This is a genomic window from Paenibacillus pedocola, from assembly GCF_031599675.1.
Taxonomy (GTDB): Bacteria; Bacillota; Bacilli; order Paenibacillales; family Paenibacillaceae; genus Paenibacillus_AQ; species Paenibacillus_AQ pedocola.
In genome coordinates this window covers 1,115,906-1,138,173 of record NZ_CP134223.1, presented here as the reverse complement: position 1 = coordinate 1,138,173, position 22,268 = coordinate 1,115,906, and the positions used below count along the sequence as shown (strand labels likewise).

The window sequence follows — 22,268 nt, the reverse complement described above, 5'->3', positions numbered from 1 at the left end:
ATTGAAAACGCTTCAAATGTTTTCTTTCCATATGATGTAACTTTTGCACTGTATTTTTGGAGCATTCTAGTAAAGAATAGCAAAGAACGCCCCAGTCTGGGGCGTTCTTTGCTAATTTTAATCTATACCTCAAATTCTGATTATACAGTCAACGCTTGTTCACCTTTTACCATAACTTCATTTTCCTGCTCACGGGTCATGAAATAGGTAAAGGTCAGCGCCAGGAACACAATGCCGTAAATGGCCAGAAGTCCCGCATCACTCCACATGGCACTGAAATCTCCGGTGGAAATAGCTGCTTTGAATCCGCGGACGCTGTAAGTCATAGGCAGCAGCGGATTGAAGAATTTCATCCAGTTCGGAATCAGTTCCAACGGGAAGGTACCTGCGCTTGTAGTCAATTGGAAAATGAGAATAACGATGACTACGAAACGTCCAGGCTGATCCATCCAGGTAACAATCGCTTGAATCATCCACATGAAGGAAATGCTTGTAATAAAGGTGAAAGCATAGAACAACGGTACACTTTGTACTTCAAGTCCCAATCCGTAAAGCACGATCATTGCCGCCATCAGGGACTGCAGCATACTCATCATAGAGAAGGTCAGTGTGCGGCTCATAAACCGGTTGAACCGGCTCGCCTCAAGCACTTCAGAGCTTCTCATCGGAATAACGAGTGTACAGATCAGTGCGCCTACGAACAATCCGAGCGACAGGAAGTAAGGAGCAAAGCCGGTACCATAGTTAGGTACTGCACTGACCTTAACCTCTTCAATCTTAACCGGCTGTGCGAACATGGACACCAGCGCGTCCGTTTTATTCACCGTGCTGGTCTGCGAAGCGGCATCGCCAAGCTTCGTGGCCAGCTCGCTTGATCCGGATTTCAGTTCATCCAGGCCATCCTTAAGCTGGCCTGCACCGTCGCTGAGCTTTTTGGAACCATCGGCTACCGATGTGAGGCCGCTGCTGAGCTGGCCTGCGCCTGCCAGAAGCTTGGATGTTCCGGCCTCCAGCGCCTTGCCGCCATCCGCAAGCTTCGCACCGCCTGCTGCCGCTTCATCCAGCTTCGCGCCGAATTGCTTCATACCGGCGGAAAGAGTATTGCCGCCTGTTTCCAGCTTCGCAGCACCTGCCAGCAGCTGCTGTTGTCCTTGCAGCAGCTGAGTGCTGCCGGCATTCAGCTGCTGCGCTCCGTCATGCAGCTGGCTGACACCTGCGTCCAGCTGCTGCGAACCGTCGTGCAGCTGGTTCGCACCCTGTACCAGCTGCTCTTGGCCGCTGTGCAGGGAGGTCGCACCTGCCAGCAGCTGCTGCTGGCTCGCATCCAGCTGCGCTGTGCCTTCGGCTACAGCGGCGCTTGCCGCCAGCAGCTTCTGCACATCCGGGCTCGCCGCAAGCTGCGGGCTCGATTTAACCAGCTGCTGCAGACCATCAGCCACTGCTTTAGCTCCAGCGCTTACTTTAGCGCTGCCGTCCTTGGAAGCCTTCAGACCGGCTTCCAGCTTCGCGCTGCCTTCGGCGGAAGAAGTCAGGCCTGCCGCCAGCTTCGAGCTGCCTTCAACCACTGACTGCGTTCCCGCTTGCAGCTTCGCAGTTCCGTCTACAGCCGACTGTGTTCCGGCTTGCAGCGCTGCCGCTCCGGCTTCAGTCTTCTTCAGACCGTCGCTGAGCTGCTTACTTCCGGCTGCGGTCTGCGATACGCCTGCCTGCAGCTTTTTGTGGGCGGCAGACAGTTGTTCAAGTCCGCCTGCCAGGGTGCTGCTGCCATTTTCCAGTGCTGCTGCACCTGTATTCAGAGCAGTCACACCTTCTGTAAGAGGTGCTACGCCATTAACCAGCTTGCCGGTACCTTCGGTCAGCACAAGCAGATTATCTCTAAGCTTCAGTGCACCGTCGTCCAGCTTCGTTGCGCCGTCTGCGATCTTTGAAGCGCCGTCTCCGGCATCACCAAGGCCGCTGGCGATCTCAGTAATCTTATCAAATACGGAATTTGTATAAGCTTCTGTTATCTTGGCGGATACTTTTGTCTTGATATCTTTTACTGCAGTTCCGCCGATTTGCCCGGCAAGGAAGTTGTAGCCTTCATTAGGCTCGTAAATAATTTTGGCCGGCTGCGGATCTGTATCCAGCAGGGTAGTTGCTTTGGCTGAGAAATCTTCAGGAACGATGATCGCCATATAATAGGTATTATCGTCCAGTCCGGCCTCCGCCTGCTCACGGGTCACAAAGTTCCATTTAAACCCGTCGGTCTTTTTGAGTTCCTCTACCAGCTCGTTACCGGCGGCCAGCTTCGAGCCTTCATAATCGGCACCTTTATCTTCATTTACAACAGCGACCGGCAGCTCGTTCATTTTACCGTACGGGTCCCAGAACGCTTTCAGGAACAATCCGCTGTACAGCACAGGAATGAAAAGGACAACGAACATAGGTATCAGCACTTTAGGATTCTTAAGCGCCGCGCCAAGGTCCTTAATAAACACGGATAAAGATTTCATTCTGGTTCTCTCCTTATAATCATATGCTCTTTTTATGAAGCTATAAGTCTCTCTCTATCAGAACAGTTTTCACAAAATTGCTAATCTGCTGAAAGTTTGCAGGAACACTGGTTGACCATTTTCCTCAATCGGTCAGCGAAAGGCAAAAAAAATATGTTGTCACGCGCATCTCGCATTCATGCGGACGTCCTATGCCAGGAGCCTATCAGCAGTGCAAAGCTCTCTGTGCCAAGCCTTCGGACAGAAACAACTGAAAATAATCCTTGATCTGTTCTTTGCTTAAAGACACATGCACCTTGTTCAGCTCGGCTGTCAGCACGATATAAAGCCTAAACATAACAACGGACACAATCTTAGGGTCGCAATCCTTAATCTCCCCCTGACGTATCGCCTGTTCCACCTCCCGTTCCAAATATTCAAGTACAACACGCTCGATCTTATCGAGCCCTTCACCAGCCTGCGGCGTTCCGAAATCGCGACTTTCCTGGGAAAGCTTGATGAATAGCTCATGTTCGCTTCGAAATTCAAGCAGCGCATCCAGAACCCTGTGCAGGTTATCAAAAAACGGCTTATCGTGTTTGACTTCCCGCTCGGCGATTTTCTTCATCTCGATAATGACATCACGCAGGATCTCATCAAACAGCTGCTCCTTATTCGTAAAAAAGGTATAGATCGTTCCTTTTCCGACATTCGCAATCTTTGCGACCTGATCCATTGTGGTTGCCTTATAGCCGAATAATGAAAAACATTTCGTCGCGGCCTGAAGCACCAGCTGCCTTCGATCTACCACAGCCACCCGTACCCACCCTTTCCTTCGAAAAATCGTTGCCACCGCATTTTGACCACTTTACTAATCCGGTCATTCGGTCATTAACCACTTTATCACTTTATATATCTGTTTGCAATACCTGAGCTCTCCATATTTTTTTATTTTTTTGCAGGGTTTTAACTTTCTATTTACGTCTTATTTGTATAATGTGAGAAAAGAAGCTAATTCCCTTGTATAATATAAGAGAATGTTTTACTGAAGAGGTATCTCCAATTCGCCCTAAGAAGAGAACCCGCAATTCTACCCATGAAGGAAAGTAGCAGGTGAACTTATGCGAAAGAAAAGAGTACTGCTGTTTTCGGAAGGCTTCGGCACGGGCCATACAGGGGCAGCCTATGCTCTGGCCGAAGGAATCAGACTGCTTAACCCGGACGTCCAGTGCCGGGTCATTGAGCTGGGGAGATTCCTGAATCCTACGGTTGCTCCTTGGATTCTTTCCGCTTACCGCAAAACAGTCAGCAGCCAGCCTAAGCTGGTCGGCATGATGTATAAAACCCAATATCATAAATCACTGAACCGGCTGACCCGAGCGGCACTTCACCGGATTTTTTATACACATGCCCAAAAGGTGATCGAGCAGCTTAAGCCTGATCTCATTATCTGCTCCCATCCGATTCCTGCTGCCGTCATTTCCAGGCTGAAGCAGCAGGGGCTGGATATACCGCTGTATACATTGATAACTGATTATGATGCTCACGGCAGCTGGGTTAATCCCGAGGCAGACCGCTATTTGGTCTCAACCTCCCGGGTCAAATCGATTCTGACCGGACGGGGTGTTCCTCCTGAACTGGTAACGGTCACCGGCATTCCGGTGCATCCGAAATTCTGGGAGCGTTCCAGCAAGCAGCAGCTCCGCAAGGAGCTCGGGCTTGCCGATATCCCTACCGTATTGATTATGGGCGGTGGATGGGGTCTGATGTTCGGCAAAGATGTCATGGATTCATTGACCGCCCGGATGGACGACATCCAATTGGTCTTCTGCATGGGCAGCAACGATAAGCTTGTGGCCAAAATGCGCGCCACTCCCCTGCTGAATCATCCCAATGTGAAGATCCTGGGATACAGCAGCGAAATCAATAAGCTGATGGATGCATCTGATCTGCTGATTACGAAGCCTGGCGGGATGACCTGTACAGAAGGTCAGGCCAAGGGTATACCGATGCTCTTCTACAGTGCCATTCCGGGACAGGAAGAGAAAAATGCCCAATATTTCGTAGAGCTGGGACTCGCCGAGGTGCTCGATTCGGATGTGGTGGACAGATGGTTTTCCCTGTTGCTGCGGGAATATGCCGGTCTTGAGGAGCAGCGGAAACGCCGGCTGGCCCTGGAACGGCAGCAGCCGCATAACTGTGCCTCCACCGTGCTGCAGCTCTTGGGCAAGAGTGCAGACGGGGCAGCTGAACCACGGACTGCACGGACGCAACAAGCCCGGACGGAAGAGCCTGTCTATGTCACACCTTAATGAAGAACCCAATAAAAAGCCTCCAATCCGGAGTCATACGGATATGGAGGCTTTTTCAGTTTTCGTAATTATTTATAGAATGTATGATTGCCGATTGTCTTGGCGTAGGTCCGTGAATGATGCACGGTAAGATCCTGTGCCAACTTTAGAGACAGGAAAAAATAAGTATCGTCAGTAACTTCTTTCACCCCGGAAAGCGCGGCATTGACTGCTTTAATACTGTCTTCATTCGGCTTTACTCGCTGAAGACGCCCGTTCGCCACAGGACTGAACTGGCTTTTCTGATAAATAACCTCATGTATAGTGTCGGGAAAATTGGCTGACCGCAGCCGGTTCAGAACAACGTTGGCGACTGCCACCTTGCCCTGGTACGGTTCACCTTCCGCTTCTGCCATAACGATTTTTTGCAGCAGTAGCAGGTCTTCTTCGGATACCGCGTAGCTCCAGGTTGCTTGTGCTTGCTGTTCCTGGCTTAGTAGCTTGGTCCGGGAGAAGAACAATTTTGTGGGGGGATGTTGCTGAGATGCCGTTTTTACTTTGGTTACGCTCTGACTCCCCTTAGCTGCCGCCTGTTTCAGCGCTTGCTGCGCTTCCGGCGACACCTTCACCACAACGGTCTTCGGCTTGGCGGGCTGCGTCCCGGCTGCTGCCTTAAGCTTCAGCTTAGCGGGAGTGAACCAGTCCACCGTTTGTTTGCCGTTCCAGACATGGCCCGGAATTGCCGCTGTGGTGTAGAGCATGGGTTTAACCGTTCCTTTTATCCTCTCAGGGGTTACTGCTGTCTGCGGCAACAGGGCTGCTGCAGATGCATGGCCGGCACCTCCAAATTTATCCATCTTCAATGTATTCTGCCCTTCGTTAATTCTACCGGGGCTCAGCAAGCTTATAGCAGAGAAACACACTAGAATAACGCCGACAAGCAGCGCAATACAGCGGTTTTGTTTAAAAATTTCCATTTTTTACCTCCTATTTTACGGCACATTCCTATTGTATGTAACCGAAAATGGAAGCTTTGAAAACTTTCTTGTCGATTTATCATTAGAAAAATGTCAAATTTTCGATGATTTCATACATAGGAATGGCATGCATCCTAGTAGCATACACCACAAAGCCTTCTACCGTCCAGTCATTTTCCGAACAATTGTTCTCGTCACCCGGCTTATGGACCTGTAAATTCCCAAGCCGTTCCGTGCTGAAAGGCAGCTCATCCCGGTATTTGCGGGCCAGCGTAAGATGGGGGGCATATAGTCTTTCCTCTGCACTAAAACCCAGGGGAGCCGTTGCAGAAACCACACTACGCTGAAGCCCCTGAAGCTTCTCGAGCTCGCCTGACACCCCGGCCCAAAGCACTCTTGGCGCACTTCCCGGACCAAAGGTTCCCCATTCCTTCAGCTGCAGTTTAAACGGAGCATGCTTGCCGGAAATTTCCTTCAGTGCTTCAAGCAGCGCCGGAATCTGTTCCTTTCGTGTGTCACCCAGAAATTGGAGGGTAATATGATAGTCTAGCGGATGTGTCCATTTGGCAAACTTCAGCCTTTCAGACAGCTCAGCGCATTCTTGCCCTAATACTCTGCTTATTTCCGCAGGCAGCTTCACAGCTATAAACAGTCGCTCCGTTTCTTTCGCAGCAGATTTCATATCAGTTTCACCTTTCCAGGCAGATTTGTTATCCTTATTGTATACAGAATCAGCCATTTTTACTAAAAAGCATACCAGGAGGGAACCTTCATTGACTAAATCTATTGTATGTTTACAGCCCCTTACATCCCGGCAGCAGGAATCCATCCTCGCCGCCGCCCCAGGTTATACCCTTACACTGGGAGATGCCAAAAAACCGGATCTGGAGGTGCTCGCCCAGGCAGAAATCGTAATCGGCTGGGGCAAAGGCATCAGTGACACCTTGCTGCGCCCGGATTCACCGTTCCGGTGGCTGCAAACCTGGTCAGCAGGTGTTGAAAAACTGCCGCTGGAACGCCTGGAGCAGCGGGGAATTATACTAACGAATGCCAGCGGTGTCCATGCTGAACCGATTACAGCCGTCATCTTCGGTTTTATGCTGATCTTCACCCGGAATTTGCATACCGCTATCCGTAATCAGCAGGATCGCAACTGGCATTCAGACGGTACGGAGAGTGAGCTGACCGGCAAGACAGCCGTTATTGCCGGTACAGGCTCCATTGGCAGCGAAACGGCAAGAATCGCCAAAGCCTTCCGGATGAACACGATCGGAGTCAGCCGTTCAGGTAACCCCGCTCCCGGCTTTGACCAGGTCTACACAACCGGCCAGCTCACAGAAGCTGTCAGCCAGGCTGATTTCATCATAAACACGCTGCCGCTTACGGACGAAACGCAGGATTTGTTTAATGCAGACGTATTTGGCGCCTGCAAAACAGGCGCTTATTATATCAACATCGGGCGCGGAGCCACAACAAATACAGAAGACCTGATGGCCGCGCTGAACAGCGGCCGGCTGGCCGGTGCCGGCCTGGATGTATTTGAGACTGAGCCCCTGCCTTCGGAGCACCCTCTCTGGGGTATGGAGCAGGTCGTCATTACCCCGCACTGTGCGGGTTCGACGGACCGCTATGCCGACCGGGTGGTCGAAATTTTCACTGCCAATATGGAGGCTTATCTGAAGACCGGCACCCCTTCACGTAACGTTGTTGATTATAACCGCCAATACTAATTGCAGACTAAAACAGCCCCCTATAAAGACATGTACTCTTTGTGAGTATATGTCCCCAAGGGGGCTGTTTTCTTATACTACAAACCGTTTTACAGATTCCTCAAGCTCAATCAGGCGGCTCTTCAGCTGCCCGATTCCTTCTGCAACCTCACTGGTTGCACTCACCTGCTCATGGGCAGAAGCCGAGGTTTCTTCTACACCGGCTGCCGATTGCTGCGCCAGGGCTGAAATATGCTGGCTGAACTCGTTCATCTTTTCGCTGGCACCGGTCATCTGCGCAATATTATGGCCCATATTCTCAATGGTTCCGGCCATAACATTTACCGACCTGTTGATCTCGGCCAGAGCGTCACCTGTCTCTACGATCTGCCGGCTGCCTTCCTCTGTCTTCAGGACACCTTTGCGCAAATTCTCTACCATATCCTTCGAATCCAGCTGTATCCCCTGCGTTATGCCGGTAATTTCCGCTACCGTCTGCTGCACATCCTCCGAGAGCTTGCGCACCTCCTGCGCCACTACCGCAAAGCCGCGTCCGCTGTCTCCGGCCCTGGCGGCTTCAATTGCAGCATTGATAGCCAGCAAATGCGTTTGTTCGGAGATATTGCGGATCGAGCCGACCAGCCGGAATATGCCTTCATTCTTGCGGTTCAGCTCTTCTACCGTCTCCATGGACTGAGATACAGCCTCTGCAATCTGCCCCATCTGCGCGACTGAGCTATCCATCAGCTGTCTGCCCCGGTCGCCTTTGGAACGCACCTGCTCGGAGTGATGCAGCAGCTCATTTCCTTTTCCGGCAAAATCTCCGATCAGCCTGTTCAGGTCATCGACAGCTTTGGAGGCTTCCACCGCGGCTTCCGCCTGACTTCCTGACGCCTTGGCCAGTTCTTCCATGGTAAGAGCAATCTGGCTGCTTCCTTCCTTCGTACCCGAAACCGTGCGCACCAGTTCTTCCCCTTGGTTGGCGATAACCCCCGAGACATGGCGGATCTGGTTAACGATCTCCAGAAGTGTGCGGTTCGTCTCATTTACTGTTTTGGCCAGCCGGCCGATCTCATCCTCATTAACGATAAAGGTATCCTCTGAGGTCAAATCTCCGCTTGCAATCCGCTGCAAATGGGCGGTTACTTTCTTAAGCGGGTTAATCATTGTCTTGCGGATCACCATATTGATTAAGCCTATGACCACCAATACCAGCACAATGATCACAATATTTATCGTAATCGAGGTATGGAACGTTTGAACGGAATGACTTCCCTCTTGCGCAGCTTCCTTCTGGCTATAGTCTACCAATGCGCCTAAATCGGTCTGCATGGCATTGAAGGCAGCGATTCCTTTTTGGGAAACCTCAAGGGCAAGCTCCTCATCCCCTGAGCTGCTGAGTTTAATCGCCTGATTATTGATGGTCATATATTCTTCCCATTTATCGCCCAGCGCTGTCAGCTGCTGCAGCCGTGTTTTGTCGCTAACCGACTGCCTGTAGCTCTTCATCGCATCCGTTACTTTTCGGATAAACTGACCCCGCTGTTCTTCCAGCTTTGATTTTTCTGCGCTGTCTGCGTTCAAAATATGCTGCATGCTCAAAGCCATAATATGCTCCATGTAATAGTTGATCTTATGTACCTGATCCAGTGCAGGAATCACATTCTCCACAATGTTGCCCGTGTTCTTCTGCATGTTGTTCATTTGAAAGAGAGAAGCGCCCCCAATAATTAAAACCAAAATCGCTAAAGCCACGTAGCCTGAAGCTATCTTTACACCAATGCTCCTGTTGCTGTTAGCAACAACTTTCTTTATTCCACTTCCATGCTTTAACACGAATTCCTTCAGTTCCTTTAGTTTCCGATTTTGTCCCATATATGTGCCCCCTCTATTTTCCGAAAACCTTACATGTAATTCATATCGATTGCTTTCATTTTTCATAAAAGGGCAAAACGATGGATTACACTCTATATTTCGGCAGATTCCGGGGATATATTTAGGCGATGTCAGGTATTTAATCGGGACTCGTTCTTTTGCTGCAAAAAAAACCGGGACTCTCAACCTAGAGAGCCCCGGGATCTTAAACAAACCGGAATACCTTTACTGCAAAACTTTCACATCATCAATATAAACCGTTGCATTTCCGGCTTCAGAGGGGGTAATCAGCTGAATGCCTACAGCATTTACCTGCTTCAGATCATCCAGTGTAAACTCTGCTCCGCTGCCTACGTACACATTGTAGATATCATTGAAGTCAATGGTGAACTCCGTAAACCCTGTTCCGGCTGCCGCCTTCGCCCCGGAGTCCAGCCAAACGGCATATCCGCGCAGCTTCAAATACAGTTTGGCCTGTACATCAGGATGATCAGATACCACTCTCACTTTGGCGGTAATTCCACTGAAGGAGCTTAGATCCAGATTGGCGGTCTTTGACACTTCAAGTGAAGAACCCGCACCGGTCCAAGTGAAATCCAGTCCTAAAGACTGGCTGCCCTCCGCATAAACAGCCTTGGATACCACGGCAGTGCCAGTCGTCGCGGCCCAGCCGTCTGTTCCGCCTTCGAACCCGTAATAAATGTCAGGAACTGCAACAGCCAGCGCAATCTCCTGCAGGAACAGGTTCGCCGTGCCCCCGCTGTTAGCAATATCTTCAATCTTGATACCGATGGTCTTTACGGCAGTCAGATCTACACCCGCTGCTTCGGCTGCGGCAGGCAGTGAAATCGTCAGTGTCTTATACCCGCTGGAGTCTACCGCTACAGGTGTCCCGCTGTCTGACCATGTCCAGCCGGCTCCCGTCTTAATGAACAGCCGGGCTTTGGCCGTGCCGGCTGACAGCTTAACCTTGGCGTTTATCGTATCCAGCCCGCTCAGATCCAGCTTAACCGGATCAACCGCAAGCTCAAAGGACTGCTTATAGCTGCCGTCTGCATTCTGACCTGTATTGACCATATCGAACTCCACACCTGCAGCCTGCTCTTCTTCCGAAAACACAGGAGTCTTCGCTTTGGCGCTGTCCCCGTTTGCTGTTACCCAGCCGGCAATATCTTCAGCGCTGCTGAATTTGTACAGCACACCTGGCGCGTGTCCTCCGGACTCTCCTCCGTCCTCACCGGACAGATCAGGCATTGCAGGATCATACACCGCCTGGATATCGTCAAAATAGAGTGCACCTTCATGCGCCTGGCCGTCCATGGAATTCACATAAAGATTAAAGCTCTGTACTTGCTTCAGTCTTTCCTCAGTAAGTGCACCGCCCTTGCCCCAGCTCATCTCTGTAAGATTCTTAAGGCTTAGGACGACCTTACCGTTCTGATCCGGGGTGATGACCGGATAAGCTTCGAAGTATCCGCCGTCAATCACAAGCTGGACAACCAGCTTCAGCGGTTTCCCCGTTTCCGCATAGGAGCCGCTGCCATCAGATGCCACCCACAGGCTGATTGCGTTATAAGCAGACCAGTCGAGCGAGCCCAGGCTTTTTCCGACCCCGGCATATTGCTGGCTGTTCAGGCTGTACTGCAGCTTCATGCCGTAGCTTCCGGAATTTTTACGTTCGGTGCTTAGAGTAGCGCTGATATCATCACCGCCGGCTTTTGGATACTTAGCCGCAAGCGCCTCGCTGCTGGAGCCATAGGATTCAAAATCATCCACCAGCGCATTGTCGGCTACCGGCGCAGTGTAGCTGTTATATAGACCGATATCGTCTACGTAAACCGGAAGCACGCCATCCGAGACAAGCCCGCTGCCAACGATGGAGATCGCCAGACCCGTAGCGGCTGCCGATTTCTCAGCATTATCCAACTCTACAACCGCGTCATATTTGTAATACCGGGCACCGTCAACTGTCACTTTCTCCAGAGCGGACAACGCTTTGTAGCTGGAATCCATGCCATACTTGGTATTCCAGTCCTCAGGCAGCTGCACAACGGTCCGGACCGCAGCATTTCCGGATTCATTTTGCGCCGCTTCAGGAATCAGCACTCCCAGCTTCACCCGGCTGACTTTGGCTAAATTAACACCTTCGAGAGCCGCCGGTGTAAGCTGCAGCTTCAGCTCCTGCCAGGTGTCTTCGGGAGACAGTCCGCCAGTGATGTTGACTGCTAGCTTGCCGTCCCCGGCCAGTACCGCATGCTGAAGCTCCGTCTTAATGGTCTCCCCGTTGCCTGCCAGGCCGGACCAGGTGCCATTGTTCTGAATTAGACCGGCATCGGCTGCTATATTAAAGGGGATTTCTTTTACCGCAACTTCGTTAATCTTCACAAATACAGAGATGCTCTGTGTAAGCAGCACATTTCCTGTTCCGTATGCCTTTACCGTAATGTCAGCCGTTGTACCGTTCAAGCTTGCTTCCGGCTGCCAGACTGCGGAATAATAGCCGTCCGCTCCGAGCGTCATTTCGGTCTCGGCATTAGTTCCTGTAGTGTAGGTAACTTTGGCAGGAACAAAATTCGCCGCCTTGGCGCGGATGACCGTCTTGGCCTCAGTAACCGTACCGACATTATTCGGAGAAACAATATGCAGGAAGGGCTGCTTCGCTGCAGCATTTACCACACGGCTGTATTTATTGTCATTTTTGATATCGCCGGCAAACGCCGAATAAGAATCCTTATAGAAATTGACGAAATCACCCACCAGCTCGTGATCTGCCTTGTTGGGCACATTTTTGTAAGGAACATATAAATTATTGCCTTCACCGAAGTTGGCCCAGGTCAGCATATAGGAGATTTTGGACGCATCCGGGTCCGCCTTGATCGCATTCAGCACCTTGGTGAACCATGCCTGCTCATTGTTACCGGTGGTCTTCATCCCGGCGGCGCTGTAGCCGTATTCAGAGAGGGTAACGATCTTCCCCTTCGACTGGGCGAGCCCGGAGATCATCTTCAAATCTTTGACAAGCCCGTTCAGGAAAGCATCAGAACCGGCATTGTCCTTATTGTCATACTGGTCCATCCCCAGAATATCCACATACTGATCTCCCGGATAGGTAGTTAAATATTCATTTTCATTCCCGTTGAACGAGCCGTTTGGCGAGAATACATACAGGAAGTTGTGTACGCCTTTGACATCCCGCAGGTATTCTACGGTGTATCTGTACAGCTCAGCATATTCACTTTTGGTTGTCGTTGCCGCTCCCCACCAGAACCATCCGCCATTCTGCTCATGGAACGGACGGAACAGCACCGGAATCAGGCTGCCGTTATCATCCTTCAGGTTGTTGGCAAAATTTGCGATCCTGTCGAGATACGTATTGAAATCAGCATTCTTGTCACCGCCCGGCAGAATCCGCGCAACTACGGATGCTGTTGCCCCCTTAGTGTTCCCTGTATCATTGAAGCTTCCTCCGGTGGCAAAATTATAAGGATGCGTGCTCAGTGTCAAGATGCCGCCAAGCTCATGGGCATGCTTCATAGCAGCAGTAAGCCCTAAGCGGCTGGCTTCATAATTCCCGCTGACTCCGGGAGGTGCTTCATAGCCGTCCAGGGAGAGGGTATCCCAGCCGAATACCGCCGGATAGTCGCCGGTAACGCTGTATACATCGGAGATTACGCTGCCATTCGTATCTTTGCCGGCTATAGAGACGGTGGTGTCATGCTGATGCCCGAACATCGTCTGCTTGCCGCTCATCTCGTCCAGATAAGCAAATAAGGATTTCGTAGCCGGAGTTGCTGCGGTATCCACGATTTGGATTTCCGGCGTTTCGGTTCCGCCGGTTTCGCCGGTTCCGTTGCTGCTGCCCGGATTGCTCCCCGCTGTGCTGCCGGCTGTGGTGCCTTCTGCTGCGGCAGCTCCATCTTTCACAGTGTAGCTGCCTTGTGCCAGCGTCTTGCCGTTTAAGCTGACGGAAGAAGCAAGCACCTCAAGTCTGCCGATCGCTCCTTTGCCGCTGAGCACCGTACCTTGGGCATTATTGCCGATTATCAACGTTGTAACTGTTGCGCCGGATTCGAGCTCTATAATAGAAGCGCTTTCAATCAACAAACGTCCGATACTTGTATTTCCTTCTGCAGCGATACGTACCTTCCCGTCCGGCCGGTTCACTTGGGCAACCGCCAGTTTCGAATTTTTGAAATGAATTGAATTTTCACCGCCGCCGGAGACATACACCGATCCCTGTACGGTTACATTATCCAGCGCAGCTTCACCGCTGCCGATTCCGGGAGCCAAATACAAGTTGCCGGAAACCCTCGCATCCTTCAATACTACTCCGCTGCGGTTCACCAGTACATTGCCGGTAATATCGCCGCCGGTGAACGTTCCAGCCATGTTATAGTAGCCGCTGACCAGCCTGTCAATGATACTGACAGCTTCTGCTCTGGTGATTGGACGATCCGGACGGAAAGAGCCGTCGGGATAGCCGTTGATTGTGCCCTTCAGCGCCTGAACAGCTTCTCCAGCGTAGGCACTGATAGCAGCCCCGTCCGTATATGCCGCTGTAATCCCTCCATTAGCGGGGGCAAGCGAGAATACAGATGCCAGGAGCACTGCAGCATCCTGACGGGTTACCTGTGTATCCGCTTTCGCTTTATTATCCGGAAAGCCTTTATAATAACCCGCCTGCTTCGCTATGGCTAAATCCCTGGCATACCAGGCTCCGGCAGGCACATCCGAGAACGGGGTTCCCGAAAGTGTGCTGAACCCGAACAGCTTATTGATGATGCTCGCAAGCTCTGCACGGGTAACCTGATTATCCGGCTTGAAGGACCCGTCAGGATAGCCCTGAATGACGCCGTTCCCGCGCCACTTTCCAATGCTCTCTTTCGCCCAATGCGTATCCAGCTTCTCCTGTGCGTTACTGCCGGCAAGTGCCGGTGCGGCCAGTGAAAACAGCATGATGGCCGTCAGGAATAGCAGGAAACTCTTTTTAAATTTCTTCACTACCTCATCCTCCTTTTGTGTAAGTGCTTTCAATTACAAAATCACACCAATAACTTCCTGGTAATAGTAGCACTTAAATAATAATTAAACAATAACTTTTTCAAATAAAATAATTCCTTCAGCTGAAGATATATAAATTTAAGATAAGCCATGTTTCGAAAAAACCTTGATAAATAAAGGTATATTCAGATTAATCAAACTCACTTTGGGTATAAAAATAATTCTAAAGGTCCAATTTTAGTACTAACAAAATAATAACTAAAACACAATACAAGACCAGAAAACTAAAATCAGCACCAGAAAAGAAAAGCCAAGACCAGAAAAACAGAAAAAAAAAAACCCGGAACCCTTAACGGGTCCGGTTCGTTTTTCTAATCCAAATCGTAAATCGATCCTACCTTCAAACCATACAGTTCATTGTATATTTTCTCGGCGAATGCATCCGTCATCCCGGCAATATAATCAATCACCATATGCTCCCAGGTCCAAATCGGCTTGTTCTGCCGCTGATCCTTCTCGAAGCGCTGCAGCCAGTCGCTCGGAATGATCGCCTTCGAGGTTTCCGGATCATTGAACGCCGCCCACAGCCGCCGCAAAATCCACTCGCTGCGTTTTTGCAGGCGCTGCACACGCAGATCACGGATCATCGTCACCCAGGCGAAGCTTTTGAGCACACTGACCGTCCGCAGCATATCCTCGTCCTCTTTGCCATCCTTGATAAAGGTAACCTTCTTCCAGTCTCCGTCATGGATAACCCCCAGACTGGCGACAAAGGTGCTGACCCAGTAGGCTTTAACCTCACGGCGGGTACGGGAATAATCATTTTCGCAGGTCGGCATCTTTTCCATCCAGACCCGAAGGAAATCGCTTAATACTTCTTCGACTTTCGTATGGATGGCCTCGGGCTTCCAGCCCGTCCAGAAGGAATCCTCCAGCGTCGTGATTTTCTCTACGATCAGCCGCTGAATGTAGGCATCATGCATGAAATGTTCATGCACTTCGATTTTACCCGCCTTAATCCCGTCCTCCAGATCATGCGCAGAGTAGGCGATATCATCGCACAGATCCATGAGCTGGGCTTCCAGCGTCTTCTTTCCTGCAGGAACTCCCCACGTTTCCCGTATCTCCGAGATATAATTCCATTCGGACAGATACATTCCTTTCTTAAGCACCGTGCCGGGAAAAGGATATTTGTTGATCCCCAGCAGCACGGCATCAGAAAGATTCAGGCCGTCTATATTCTCGCGCTTCTCAAGAAACATAATCAGACGGAAGTTATGCGCATTGCCTTCAAAATGCTCATACTGCCTTTTCATATTCCCGTGGATAATCTGTTCCTGTACCGGACCCGCGCCTGACTTCAGCGCTTCTTCAGCTGCCTTCTTGGCAATGAGCTGCTCCAAAATATTATCGAGCACCTCTTCCCCCTTGTGCCCAAACGGCGGGTGCCCAAAATCATGGGCGATGGCGGCACATTCCACCACCTCCGGATCAATGACCAGGCCCGGATTATCCGCTTGTCCTGTCTCCACTTCCGGGTAGGAGCGCAGAAGGCTTTTGGCCGCTTCCCGGGCGATTTGCGCTACCTCCAGTGAATGGGTAAGCCGCGTCCGGTAATAATCGCCGGTTCCGGCGCCGAACACCTGTGATTTACCTTGCAGCCGGCGAAAAGTCGGCGAATGGATCAGGCGTGAATAATCACGCTCATAGGCGGCTCGTGACGTTTCCAGACGGGTAATTTCCGGATATTGCCGATGCTCTCTTTTCTCAATAAGTGTCATATCCGCTGCCCCTATCCTGTTTCTGTATTTAGTACTACATTATAATTCATTTCCTGCAAAACTTTCACTCTAAAATAGAAATATACATCCTGTCCGGTCCATAGTGAATATTTCACCGCAGTCATGGTGCATTCTAATGTCAAAATAGCCCGTTTCTCCAGAGGCGGGTCCGGTATGGAGTGAACTGAGATACCCATGAAAACAAGCTGCCGCATTTCCGCCGTGACACTCACTGCACTGGTACTTCTGCTCGGCTGCTCAAACCCGCTGCTGGCCCGTTCAGATGTCAAAAACCGCTATTATTACGAGCAGAAGGGGGATATGATCTGGGAAGTGCCAACCAGTCAAAAGGTGATCGCCCTAACCTTTGACGACGGTCCAGATCCGACGGAAACCACTCAAATTCTCAATGTGCTGCATGATTACAACGCCAAATGCACTTTTTTTGCCATCGGCAAAAAAATCGCTGCTTATCCTGAGATTGCCAAACGCGTAATCTACGAAGGGCACGAGCTGGCTAATCATACGTACAATCACGTTTATTTCAAAAAACCAATCTCCGCAGAGCAGGTTATGAAGGAACTGGAGCTGACAGAGAATGAGATTATAAAGATTTCGGGCCGGCACAGCAGTCTGTTCAGACCACCAGGCGGAATGTATGACGAAACCCTGGTGGACGTCTCCAACCGCATGGGACTGAAGCCGGTACTGTGGTCCTGGCATCAGGATACACGCGACTGGAACCGTCCAGGGGTATGGAGCATCTCTAATAAAGTCATCAAGAACGCCCATAGCGGCGATATTGTGCTCTTCCACGACTATGTTCACGGGCAATCTCAGACGAGGGAAGCCCTCCAGATTATTTTGCCTGCACTGGAGAAACAGGGCTTCCGTTTTGTTACCGTCTCCGAGCTGATCGGACTGGCGAATACCGAGAAAGCGGAAAACAACAGACAACTGGCTTATTAATCAATTCGCTGACTCCTCAAGGTTCTTTAATTGCACGGGTCTTCAAAATAAGGTAGTCTTGAGCTATCATCAAGACTTAATGAGCGCTGGAGCAGTGCATCCTTTAGGAGGCTTTCCCCTATGTCCGAGAACACTTCCTACACTACCGAGGAAATCGCCCGGTTGTTGAAGATATCCAAGTTAAAGGTCTATGACCTGATCAAAAAAGGCGAGCTGCCTTCTTACCGCGTAGGTAAGCAAATGCGGGTGGACCATACCGATCTTGAGGCCTACAAGCAGAACTCACGCAGCAGCTCTGCCGCCGGCCTGCAGGGAGGTCCAGCAGCATCCTCCACTCTGCCGCCTGCCACCCCGTTCGTGCTGCCTCCAGCCACATTCTCGGTGCCGCTTCATCTCGCCCAGCCTGCGGGGTATTCCAATAAAGCTGCGGGAACGAATGTTGTCATTACCGGACAGGACATGTCGCTGGATATTCTGGCCAGCCATCTGGAACGCAGCCTCCCGTCCACCCGCCCGCTCCGTTCTTATGCAGGCAGTCTGGACAGCCTGATCGCCATGTATCATGGCGAATCCGACATCGTCAGCACTCATTTGCTGGATGGCGATACAGGCGAATATAACCTTCCTTATATCCGCAGGCTTCTGGTCGGTTCCTCTTATATCGTAGTCCATTTGCTGGCACGCAGTGCAGGGTTCTATGTACAGAAGGGCAACCCGAAGAACATCCGGAGCTGGTCGGATTTGCAGCAGAAGGAGCTGAAGCTGATTAACCGGGAACGCGGCTCCGGCGCACGGGTCCTGCTGGACGAGCAGCTGCGTCTGCACAGCATCCGCGCCGCAGAGCTAATCGGATATGACACCGAGGAGAACAGCCACTTAGCTGTTGCCGGAAGAGTGTCCCGCGGCGAAGCCGATGTCGGCATCGGCACTGAGAAGGCGGCCAAAATTGTTGATGGACTTGAATTCATTCCGCTGATCAAGGAACGTTACGATCTGGTCATGCTCAAGAAGCCTGGGAATGAACAGTGGATCAGTGCAGTGCTTGATATTCTGCGCTCCTCTGCCTTTAAGAGCGAGCTTAGCTCCATCCACAGCTATGATCTTTCCGATACAGGCAGGATAATTTATGAGAGTTAAATGAGAGTTAAATGAGAGTTAAATGAGAGTTAAATGAGAGTTAAGCTGCACACAAAAACTCCGGCTTACCTGGTTACACAGGCATAGCCGGAGTTTTTGCATTCTACGCTTCAGGAACGGCGGTTGACGAACATCAGCATTAGGGCCGAAATGGCAATAATCGAGCAGACCCACATCCAGGCAAGCGTCATATTCCCGCCGTCAACAGCTACATAAATCGCGGTCGGCACGGTTTGGGTGCGGCCGGGAATGTTGCCCGCCACCATGATCGTGGCGCCAAATTCCCCAAGCCCCCGGGCGAAGCCCAGCACATAACCCGCAGCCAGCGAGCGGCTGGCCAGCGGAAGCGTCACATAGCGCAGAACCTGAAGCTCACTGGCCCCCTGAGCGCGGGCGGCATCTTCGAGATCCTTCTCTACGCCTTCGAACCCAGCTTTAACAGTTCTGTATACGAGCGGAAAAGCGACAACCACCGCTGCGATAACGGCTGCCCCCCAAGTGAACAGGATGGTATGCTGCGTAAACTGCTCATACAGCCTGCCAACCCAGCTCCTGCGCCCCAGGATTACCAAAAGCACGAATCCCACTACAGTAGGCGGCAGGACAAGCGGCAGCAGCAGCACGGTCTCAACCAGATTGTGTCCCGGAAACTTCCGGCCCGCCATCAGCTTGGCCGCATAGGTAGCCAGAATGAATACAATTATACTGGTAATTAAAGAGATTTTGACCGAAAGCCAGACCGGGGCGAAAAAATCAGTCCAGTTCATCCCCATCCGATCCCCACCCCGCTTATCATCATTCTAAATTATTTAGCCAGCGTAAATCCGTAACCAGTGAAGATGCTGCCAGCTTCTTTGGTCTGCACATAATCGTAAAAGGCTTTAGCTGCCGTAAGGTGATCCGATTCTTTGACAACTCCAACCGGATAATTAATCGCAGTGTGCACATTTGCTCCTACCGTAAGCGCGATCTTCACTTTCCCGGAAGTCAGGGCATCGGTCTTATAGACAAAACCGGCATCCGCATTCCCAGTCTCTACATACGAGAGCACCTGGCGTACATCCTTGGCAAAGACCAGTTTGCTTTGCAATGTGTTCCACACCTTCTTGGCAGTCAAAGCCTGCTGCGCATATTGGCCGGCCGGCACCGATTCCGGCTGGCCGACAGCTACCTTTTTAAAGGATTTATCCGTAAGCTGTGTAATTGTGGTGATGCGGGCTGTGGAATCGGAAGGCACCACAAGCACCAGCTGATTCTTCAGTAATTCTTTATGAGCAGTGATAAGCCCGCCATCCACCAGCGCCTTCATTTGCTTATCCCCGGCAGAGAAGAACAGATCAGCAGGAGCGCCTTGTTCAATTTGCTTCTGCAAGGTGCCAGAAGCGCCGTAGTTGAAAACAAGATCAATATCGGGATGCTGCTTCTCATAGAGCTCGGCGATCTTATCCAGACTGTCTTGCAGACTTGCCGCCGCCGATACAATTATTTCCGTCTTCTTCGTAGCCGCCTCCAGTTGGCCTCCGAATGCTGCCACTAAGCCTGAAACCAGCAAGACAGACATAACTCCTACTGCTAATTTCTTGAACATTCCTATCCCTCCCGTTCCTGCATCTTATATATTTAGATGATATTCTAGCATATCCTTTTTTGTTTTACTATACGTTTGATTATGTTTACTTATATTTAGCTATGTATAGTATAGATTAGTTATTCTTTAAAATAATAAGAGGTGTCCCATAAGCCATGAAATCACTGGGAACCCCCTTGTTTTTGGAGTTGGATAAACGGTTGTGCTTGGTGAGGACGCTCCGCGAACGAAACGTTGTTCCAATCGCTGTGCTCTCCAGATTTTTTTCATTCCCCTTAGCGGTGAAAATCCGGAGACCAAGGCGACCGCTACCGCTTTTCCACAATCGTTCCGTTCTCTCCGCTGTTTAAACGGGCAATGGACTATAACATCTATAAAAACGCAAAAAAAAGAAACCACTCTTTTGTTAAATGGAAGTGCGTCCAACCATTTTAAAAGAGAGATTTCTTTTATACAATCTATATACCTTTGGACCAACTTACTTACCCTAATTTTTCATCCGCGGGTCGAGCACATCACGCAGGCCGTCCCCCATCAGGTTGAAGCCCAGCACAGTCAGCATAATGGACAGGCCGGGAAAAATCACCGTCCACGGCGCCTTCTGAATGAACTGCCGGGAATCTGAAAGCATCTTCCCCCATTCAGGGTCCGGCGGCTGGGCGCCGAGCCCCAGGAAGCCGAGTGCAGCCGCCTCGATAATCGCAGTAGCGATTCCTAACGTGCCCTGCACTATAATAGGCGTCAGACTGTTAGGCAGAATATGGGTCAACAGAATCCGCGAGTTCTTCATTCCAATCGCCCGGGCTGCCGTAATGTATTCCTCCGATTTCAGGGAAAGGACCTTCGCCCGCACCAGCCGTCCATACGTAGGAATATTAACGATTGCAATGGCATAAAGCGCATTTTGCAGCGAAGGCCCGAGAATGGCCACAATCGCAATCGCCAGCAGAATGCTCGGAAATGCCAGCAGAATATCAAACATCCGGGATATGAGCATATCGATCCATTTGCCGTAAAACCCGGCCAACACTCCCAGAAAAGTCCCTACGGCGATCGATCCGATGACCGAGAAGAATCCCACCCACAGTGAAATGCGGGCACCGTATAGAATCCGGGTGAACAAATCTCTCCCCAGATCATCAGTACCGAACCAATGATCGGCAGAAGGCGCCTTCAGCCGGTTTACCAGCTCCTGCTCCTTATAACCATAAGGGGCAATAAATGGCGCCAGCAGCGCTATCAGCACAAAAAACACAATAATACAAAGCCCGAGCATCGCCGTCTTATTTTTGCGGAAAGCCTTCCACGCATCACGCCAAGGTCCGGAAACCTTTTCGGCCTGTACATTCGGGGGTGTTACGTTAACTGTTGCTTGTCCCATCGGTTCACCCCTCACTTGTAGTTAATGCGCGGATCAACGGCCGCATAAAGCAGATCCACAAGCAGATTAATAACGACGAAAATAAAAGCAATAATCAGGATTCCGGTCTGAATGACAGGATAATCACGGGCACTTATCGCTTCAAATATATACCTTCCCACGCCAGGCCAAGCAAAAATCGTCTCGGTCAAAACGGCACCGCCGAGCAGAGCGCCTGTCTGCAGCCCCACCACCGTTAACACTGGGATCAGGGCATTTTTCAGCGCATGCTTGTACACGACCAGGAATTGCGACATTCCTTTAGCTTTAGCCGTACGGATATAGTCGGAGTTCATAACCTCCAGCATACTGGAACGGGTCATCCGGGCGATAATCGCCATCGGAATGGTGCCGAGCGCTATGCTTGGCAGGATTAAATGCTTAATAACTGTCCACAGCTGACCCCACTGTCCAGCAATAATCGTATCAATAATATAGAGATTAGTGATGCTCTCCACCGGATTGCGCTGATCCATCCTTCCTATAGAAGGAAGCCAATGCAGTTTCAGTGCGAATAACAGCTGCTCCATCAGCCCCAGCCAAAAGATCGGCATAGATACGCCAATGAGTGCAATGATCATCGCAGTATAGTCAAACCATGAATTCTGCCGCCAAGCGCTTAGAATCCCCGCATTAACACCTACAATTGTGGCGAACAGCATACTGGCCGCCGTAAGCTCCAGTGTAGCTGCAAGATAAGGCATAATTTCTTTGGCAATCGGTGTTTTAGTACGGATGGAAGTCCCGAGATCGCCTTGCAGCAAATCCCCCATATAATTGAAATACTGCTGCAGCCACGGCTTATCGAGGCCGAGCTGTTCACGTAACGCCTGTTTGGACTGTTCAGTTGCCTTTTGCCCGAGGATCGTCTCTGCCGGATCACCCGGAATGGCATGAATAATCGAGAATACAATAATCGTCATCCCGATCAGAACCGGGATTAATACCATAACACGTTTTAATAGGTAGGAGTTCAAGTCGGCTCACCTTCCAGCGATCCACAACATAACTTGCCGCAGCGAAAGCGCGGCGGCAAGAAAATGCTG

Annotated in this window: 15 protein-coding genes; 4 read left to right on the top strand and 11 right to left on the bottom strand. The window is 50.8% G+C overall.

Going from position 1 to position 22,268, the window contains the following annotated elements:
* Positions 1-140 precede the first annotated feature (140 nt).
* Positions 141-2,495, bottom strand: coding sequence for a YhgE/Pip family protein (locus tag QU597_RS04865; RefSeq protein WP_310831618.1), 2,355 nt, complete (start codon positions 2,493-2,495; stop codon positions 141-143).
* 205 nt (positions 2,496-2,700) lie between these two features.
* Entirely contained in the window at positions 2,701-3,291 is a 591-nt protein-coding gene (locus tag QU597_RS04860; RefSeq protein WP_310831617.1) for a TetR/AcrR family transcriptional regulator, read from the bottom strand.
* Positions 3,292-3,595: 304 nt separating this feature from the next.
* Here QU597_RS04860 and QU597_RS04855 point away from each other — a divergent pair, with 304 nt between their 5' ends.
* Positions 3,596-4,786 (top strand): MGDG synthase family glycosyltransferase, encoded by a 1,191-nt coding sequence (locus QU597_RS04855; RefSeq protein ID WP_310831616.1) that lies wholly within the window; start codon positions 3,596-3,598, stop codon positions 4,784-4,786.
* A gap of 68 nt (positions 4,787-4,854) precedes the next feature.
* Here QU597_RS04855 and QU597_RS04850 read toward each other — a convergent pair whose 3' ends face one another.
* Together QU597_RS04850 and thpR are read right to left on the bottom strand one after the other, a co-directional pair.
* Positions 4,855-5,742, bottom strand: a complete 888-nt coding sequence (locus QU597_RS04850; RefSeq protein WP_310831615.1) for a cell wall hydrolase — start codon at positions 5,740-5,742, stop codon at positions 4,855-4,857.
* A gap of 82 nt (positions 5,743-5,824) precedes the next feature.
* On the bottom strand, positions 5,825-6,424 hold the full coding sequence (gene thpR, locus QU597_RS04845) for an RNA 2',3'-cyclic phosphodiesterase (protein ID WP_310831614.1): 600 nt from the start codon (positions 6,422-6,424) through the stop codon (positions 5,825-5,827).
* 91 nt (positions 6,425-6,515) lie between these two features.
* Here thpR and QU597_RS04840 point away from each other — a divergent pair, with 91 nt between their 5' ends.
* Positions 6,516-7,472, top strand: coding sequence for a D-2-hydroxyacid dehydrogenase (locus QU597_RS04840; protein ID WP_310831613.1), 957 nt, complete (start codon positions 6,516-6,518; stop codon positions 7,470-7,472).
* 72 nt (positions 7,473-7,544) lie between these two features.
* On the opposite strand, the gene QU597_RS04835 is transcribed toward QU597_RS04840, so the two are convergent.
* From QU597_RS04835 to QU597_RS04825, 3 genes are all read right to left on the bottom strand, one after another.
* On the bottom strand, positions 7,545-9,326 hold the full coding sequence (locus tag QU597_RS04835) for a methyl-accepting chemotaxis protein (RefSeq protein WP_310831612.1): 1,782 nt from the start codon (positions 9,324-9,326) through the stop codon (positions 7,545-7,547).
* A gap of 225 nt (positions 9,327-9,551) precedes the next feature.
* On the bottom strand, positions 9,552-14,327 hold the full coding sequence (locus tag QU597_RS04830; RefSeq protein ID WP_310831611.1) for a glycosyl hydrolase: 4,776 nt from the start codon (positions 14,325-14,327) through the stop codon (positions 9,552-9,554).
* A 371-nt stretch (positions 14,328-14,698) separates the two neighbouring features.
* Positions 14,699-16,108: a deoxyguanosinetriphosphate triphosphohydrolase family protein gene (locus tag QU597_RS04825; protein ID WP_310831610.1), complete on the bottom strand. Its 1,410-nt coding sequence runs from the start codon at positions 16,106-16,108 to the stop codon at positions 14,699-14,701.
* A 195-nt stretch (positions 16,109-16,303) separates the two neighbouring features.
* Here QU597_RS04825 and QU597_RS04820 point away from each other — a divergent pair, with 195 nt between their 5' ends.
* The gene (locus QU597_RS04820) at positions 16,304-17,077 is read left to right on the top strand and encodes a polysaccharide deacetylase family protein (RefSeq protein ID WP_310831609.1); all 774 of its coding nucleotides are present in this window, start codon (positions 16,304-16,306) and stop codon (positions 17,075-17,077) included.
* Positions 17,078-17,197: 120 nt separating this feature from the next.
* Positions 17,198-18,214, top strand: coding sequence for a substrate-binding domain-containing protein (locus QU597_RS04815; protein WP_310831608.1), 1,017 nt, complete (start codon positions 17,198-17,200; stop codon positions 18,212-18,214).
* 110 nt (positions 18,215-18,324) lie between these two features.
* On the opposite strand, the gene modB is transcribed toward QU597_RS04815, so the two are convergent.
* The 4 genes from modB to QU597_RS04795 all read right to left on the bottom strand — a co-directional run bounded on the left by modB (position 18,325) and on the right by QU597_RS04795 (position 22,199).
* Positions 18,325-18,981, bottom strand: coding sequence for a molybdate ABC transporter permease subunit (modB, locus tag QU597_RS04810; RefSeq protein WP_310833230.1), 657 nt, complete (start codon positions 18,979-18,981; stop codon positions 18,325-18,327).
* 38 nt (positions 18,982-19,019) lie between these two features.
* On the bottom strand, positions 19,020-19,808 hold the full coding sequence (gene modA / locus QU597_RS04805; RefSeq protein ID WP_370656252.1) for a molybdate ABC transporter substrate-binding protein: 789 nt from the start codon (positions 19,806-19,808) through the stop codon (positions 19,020-19,022).
* A 481-nt stretch (positions 19,809-20,289) separates the two neighbouring features.
* The gene (gene nikC / locus QU597_RS04800; RefSeq protein WP_310831606.1) at positions 20,290-21,183 is read right to left on the bottom strand and encodes a nickel transporter permease; all 894 of its coding nucleotides are present in this window, start codon (positions 21,181-21,183) and stop codon (positions 20,290-20,292) included.
* 11 nt (positions 21,184-21,194) lie between these two features.
* Positions 21,195-22,199, bottom strand: coding sequence for an ABC transporter permease (locus QU597_RS04795; RefSeq protein ID WP_236336041.1), 1,005 nt, complete (start codon positions 22,197-22,199; stop codon positions 21,195-21,197).
* Between the last annotated feature and the right edge of the window lie 69 nt (positions 22,200-22,268).

What these genes read in the sequence shown, in the direction of transcription:
- QU597_RS04865 (WP_310831618.1), bottom strand. Translation starts at nt 2,495, where the DNA reads ATGAAATCTTTATCCGTGTTTATTAAGGACCTTGGCGCGGCGCTTAAG.
- QU597_RS04855 (WP_310831616.1), top strand. Translation starts at nt 3,596, where the DNA reads ATGCGAAAGAAAAGAGTACTGCTGTTTTCGGAAGGCTTCGGCACGGGC.
- QU597_RS04850 (WP_310831615.1), bottom strand. Translation starts at nt 5,742, where the DNA reads ATGGAAATTTTTAAACAAAACCGCTGTATTGCGCTGCTTGTCGGCGTT.
- thpR (WP_310831614.1), bottom strand. Translation starts at nt 6,424, where the DNA reads ATGAAATCTGCTGCGAAAGAAACGGAGCGACTGTTTATAGCTGTGAAG.
- QU597_RS04835 (WP_310831612.1), bottom strand. Translation starts at nt 9,326, where the DNA reads ATGGGACAAAATCGGAAACTAAAGGAACTGAAGGAATTCGTGTTAAAG.
- QU597_RS04825 (WP_310831610.1), bottom strand. Translation starts at nt 16,108, where the DNA reads ATGACACTTATTGAGAAAAGAGAGCATCGGCAATATCCGGAAATTACC.
- QU597_RS04820 (WP_310831609.1), top strand. Translation starts at nt 16,304, where the DNA reads ATGAAAACAAGCTGCCGCATTTCCGCCGTGACACTCACTGCACTGGTA.
- QU597_RS04815 (WP_310831608.1), top strand. Translation starts at nt 17,198, where the DNA reads ATGTCCGAGAACACTTCCTACACTACCGAGGAAATCGCCCGGTTGTTG.
- modB (WP_310833230.1), bottom strand. Translation starts at nt 18,981, where the DNA reads ATGAACTGGACTGATTTTTTCGCCCCGGTCTGGCTTTCGGTCAAAATC.
- nikC (WP_310831606.1), bottom strand. Translation starts at nt 21,183, where the DNA reads ATGGGACAAGCAACAGTTAACGTAACACCCCCGAATGTACAGGCCGAA.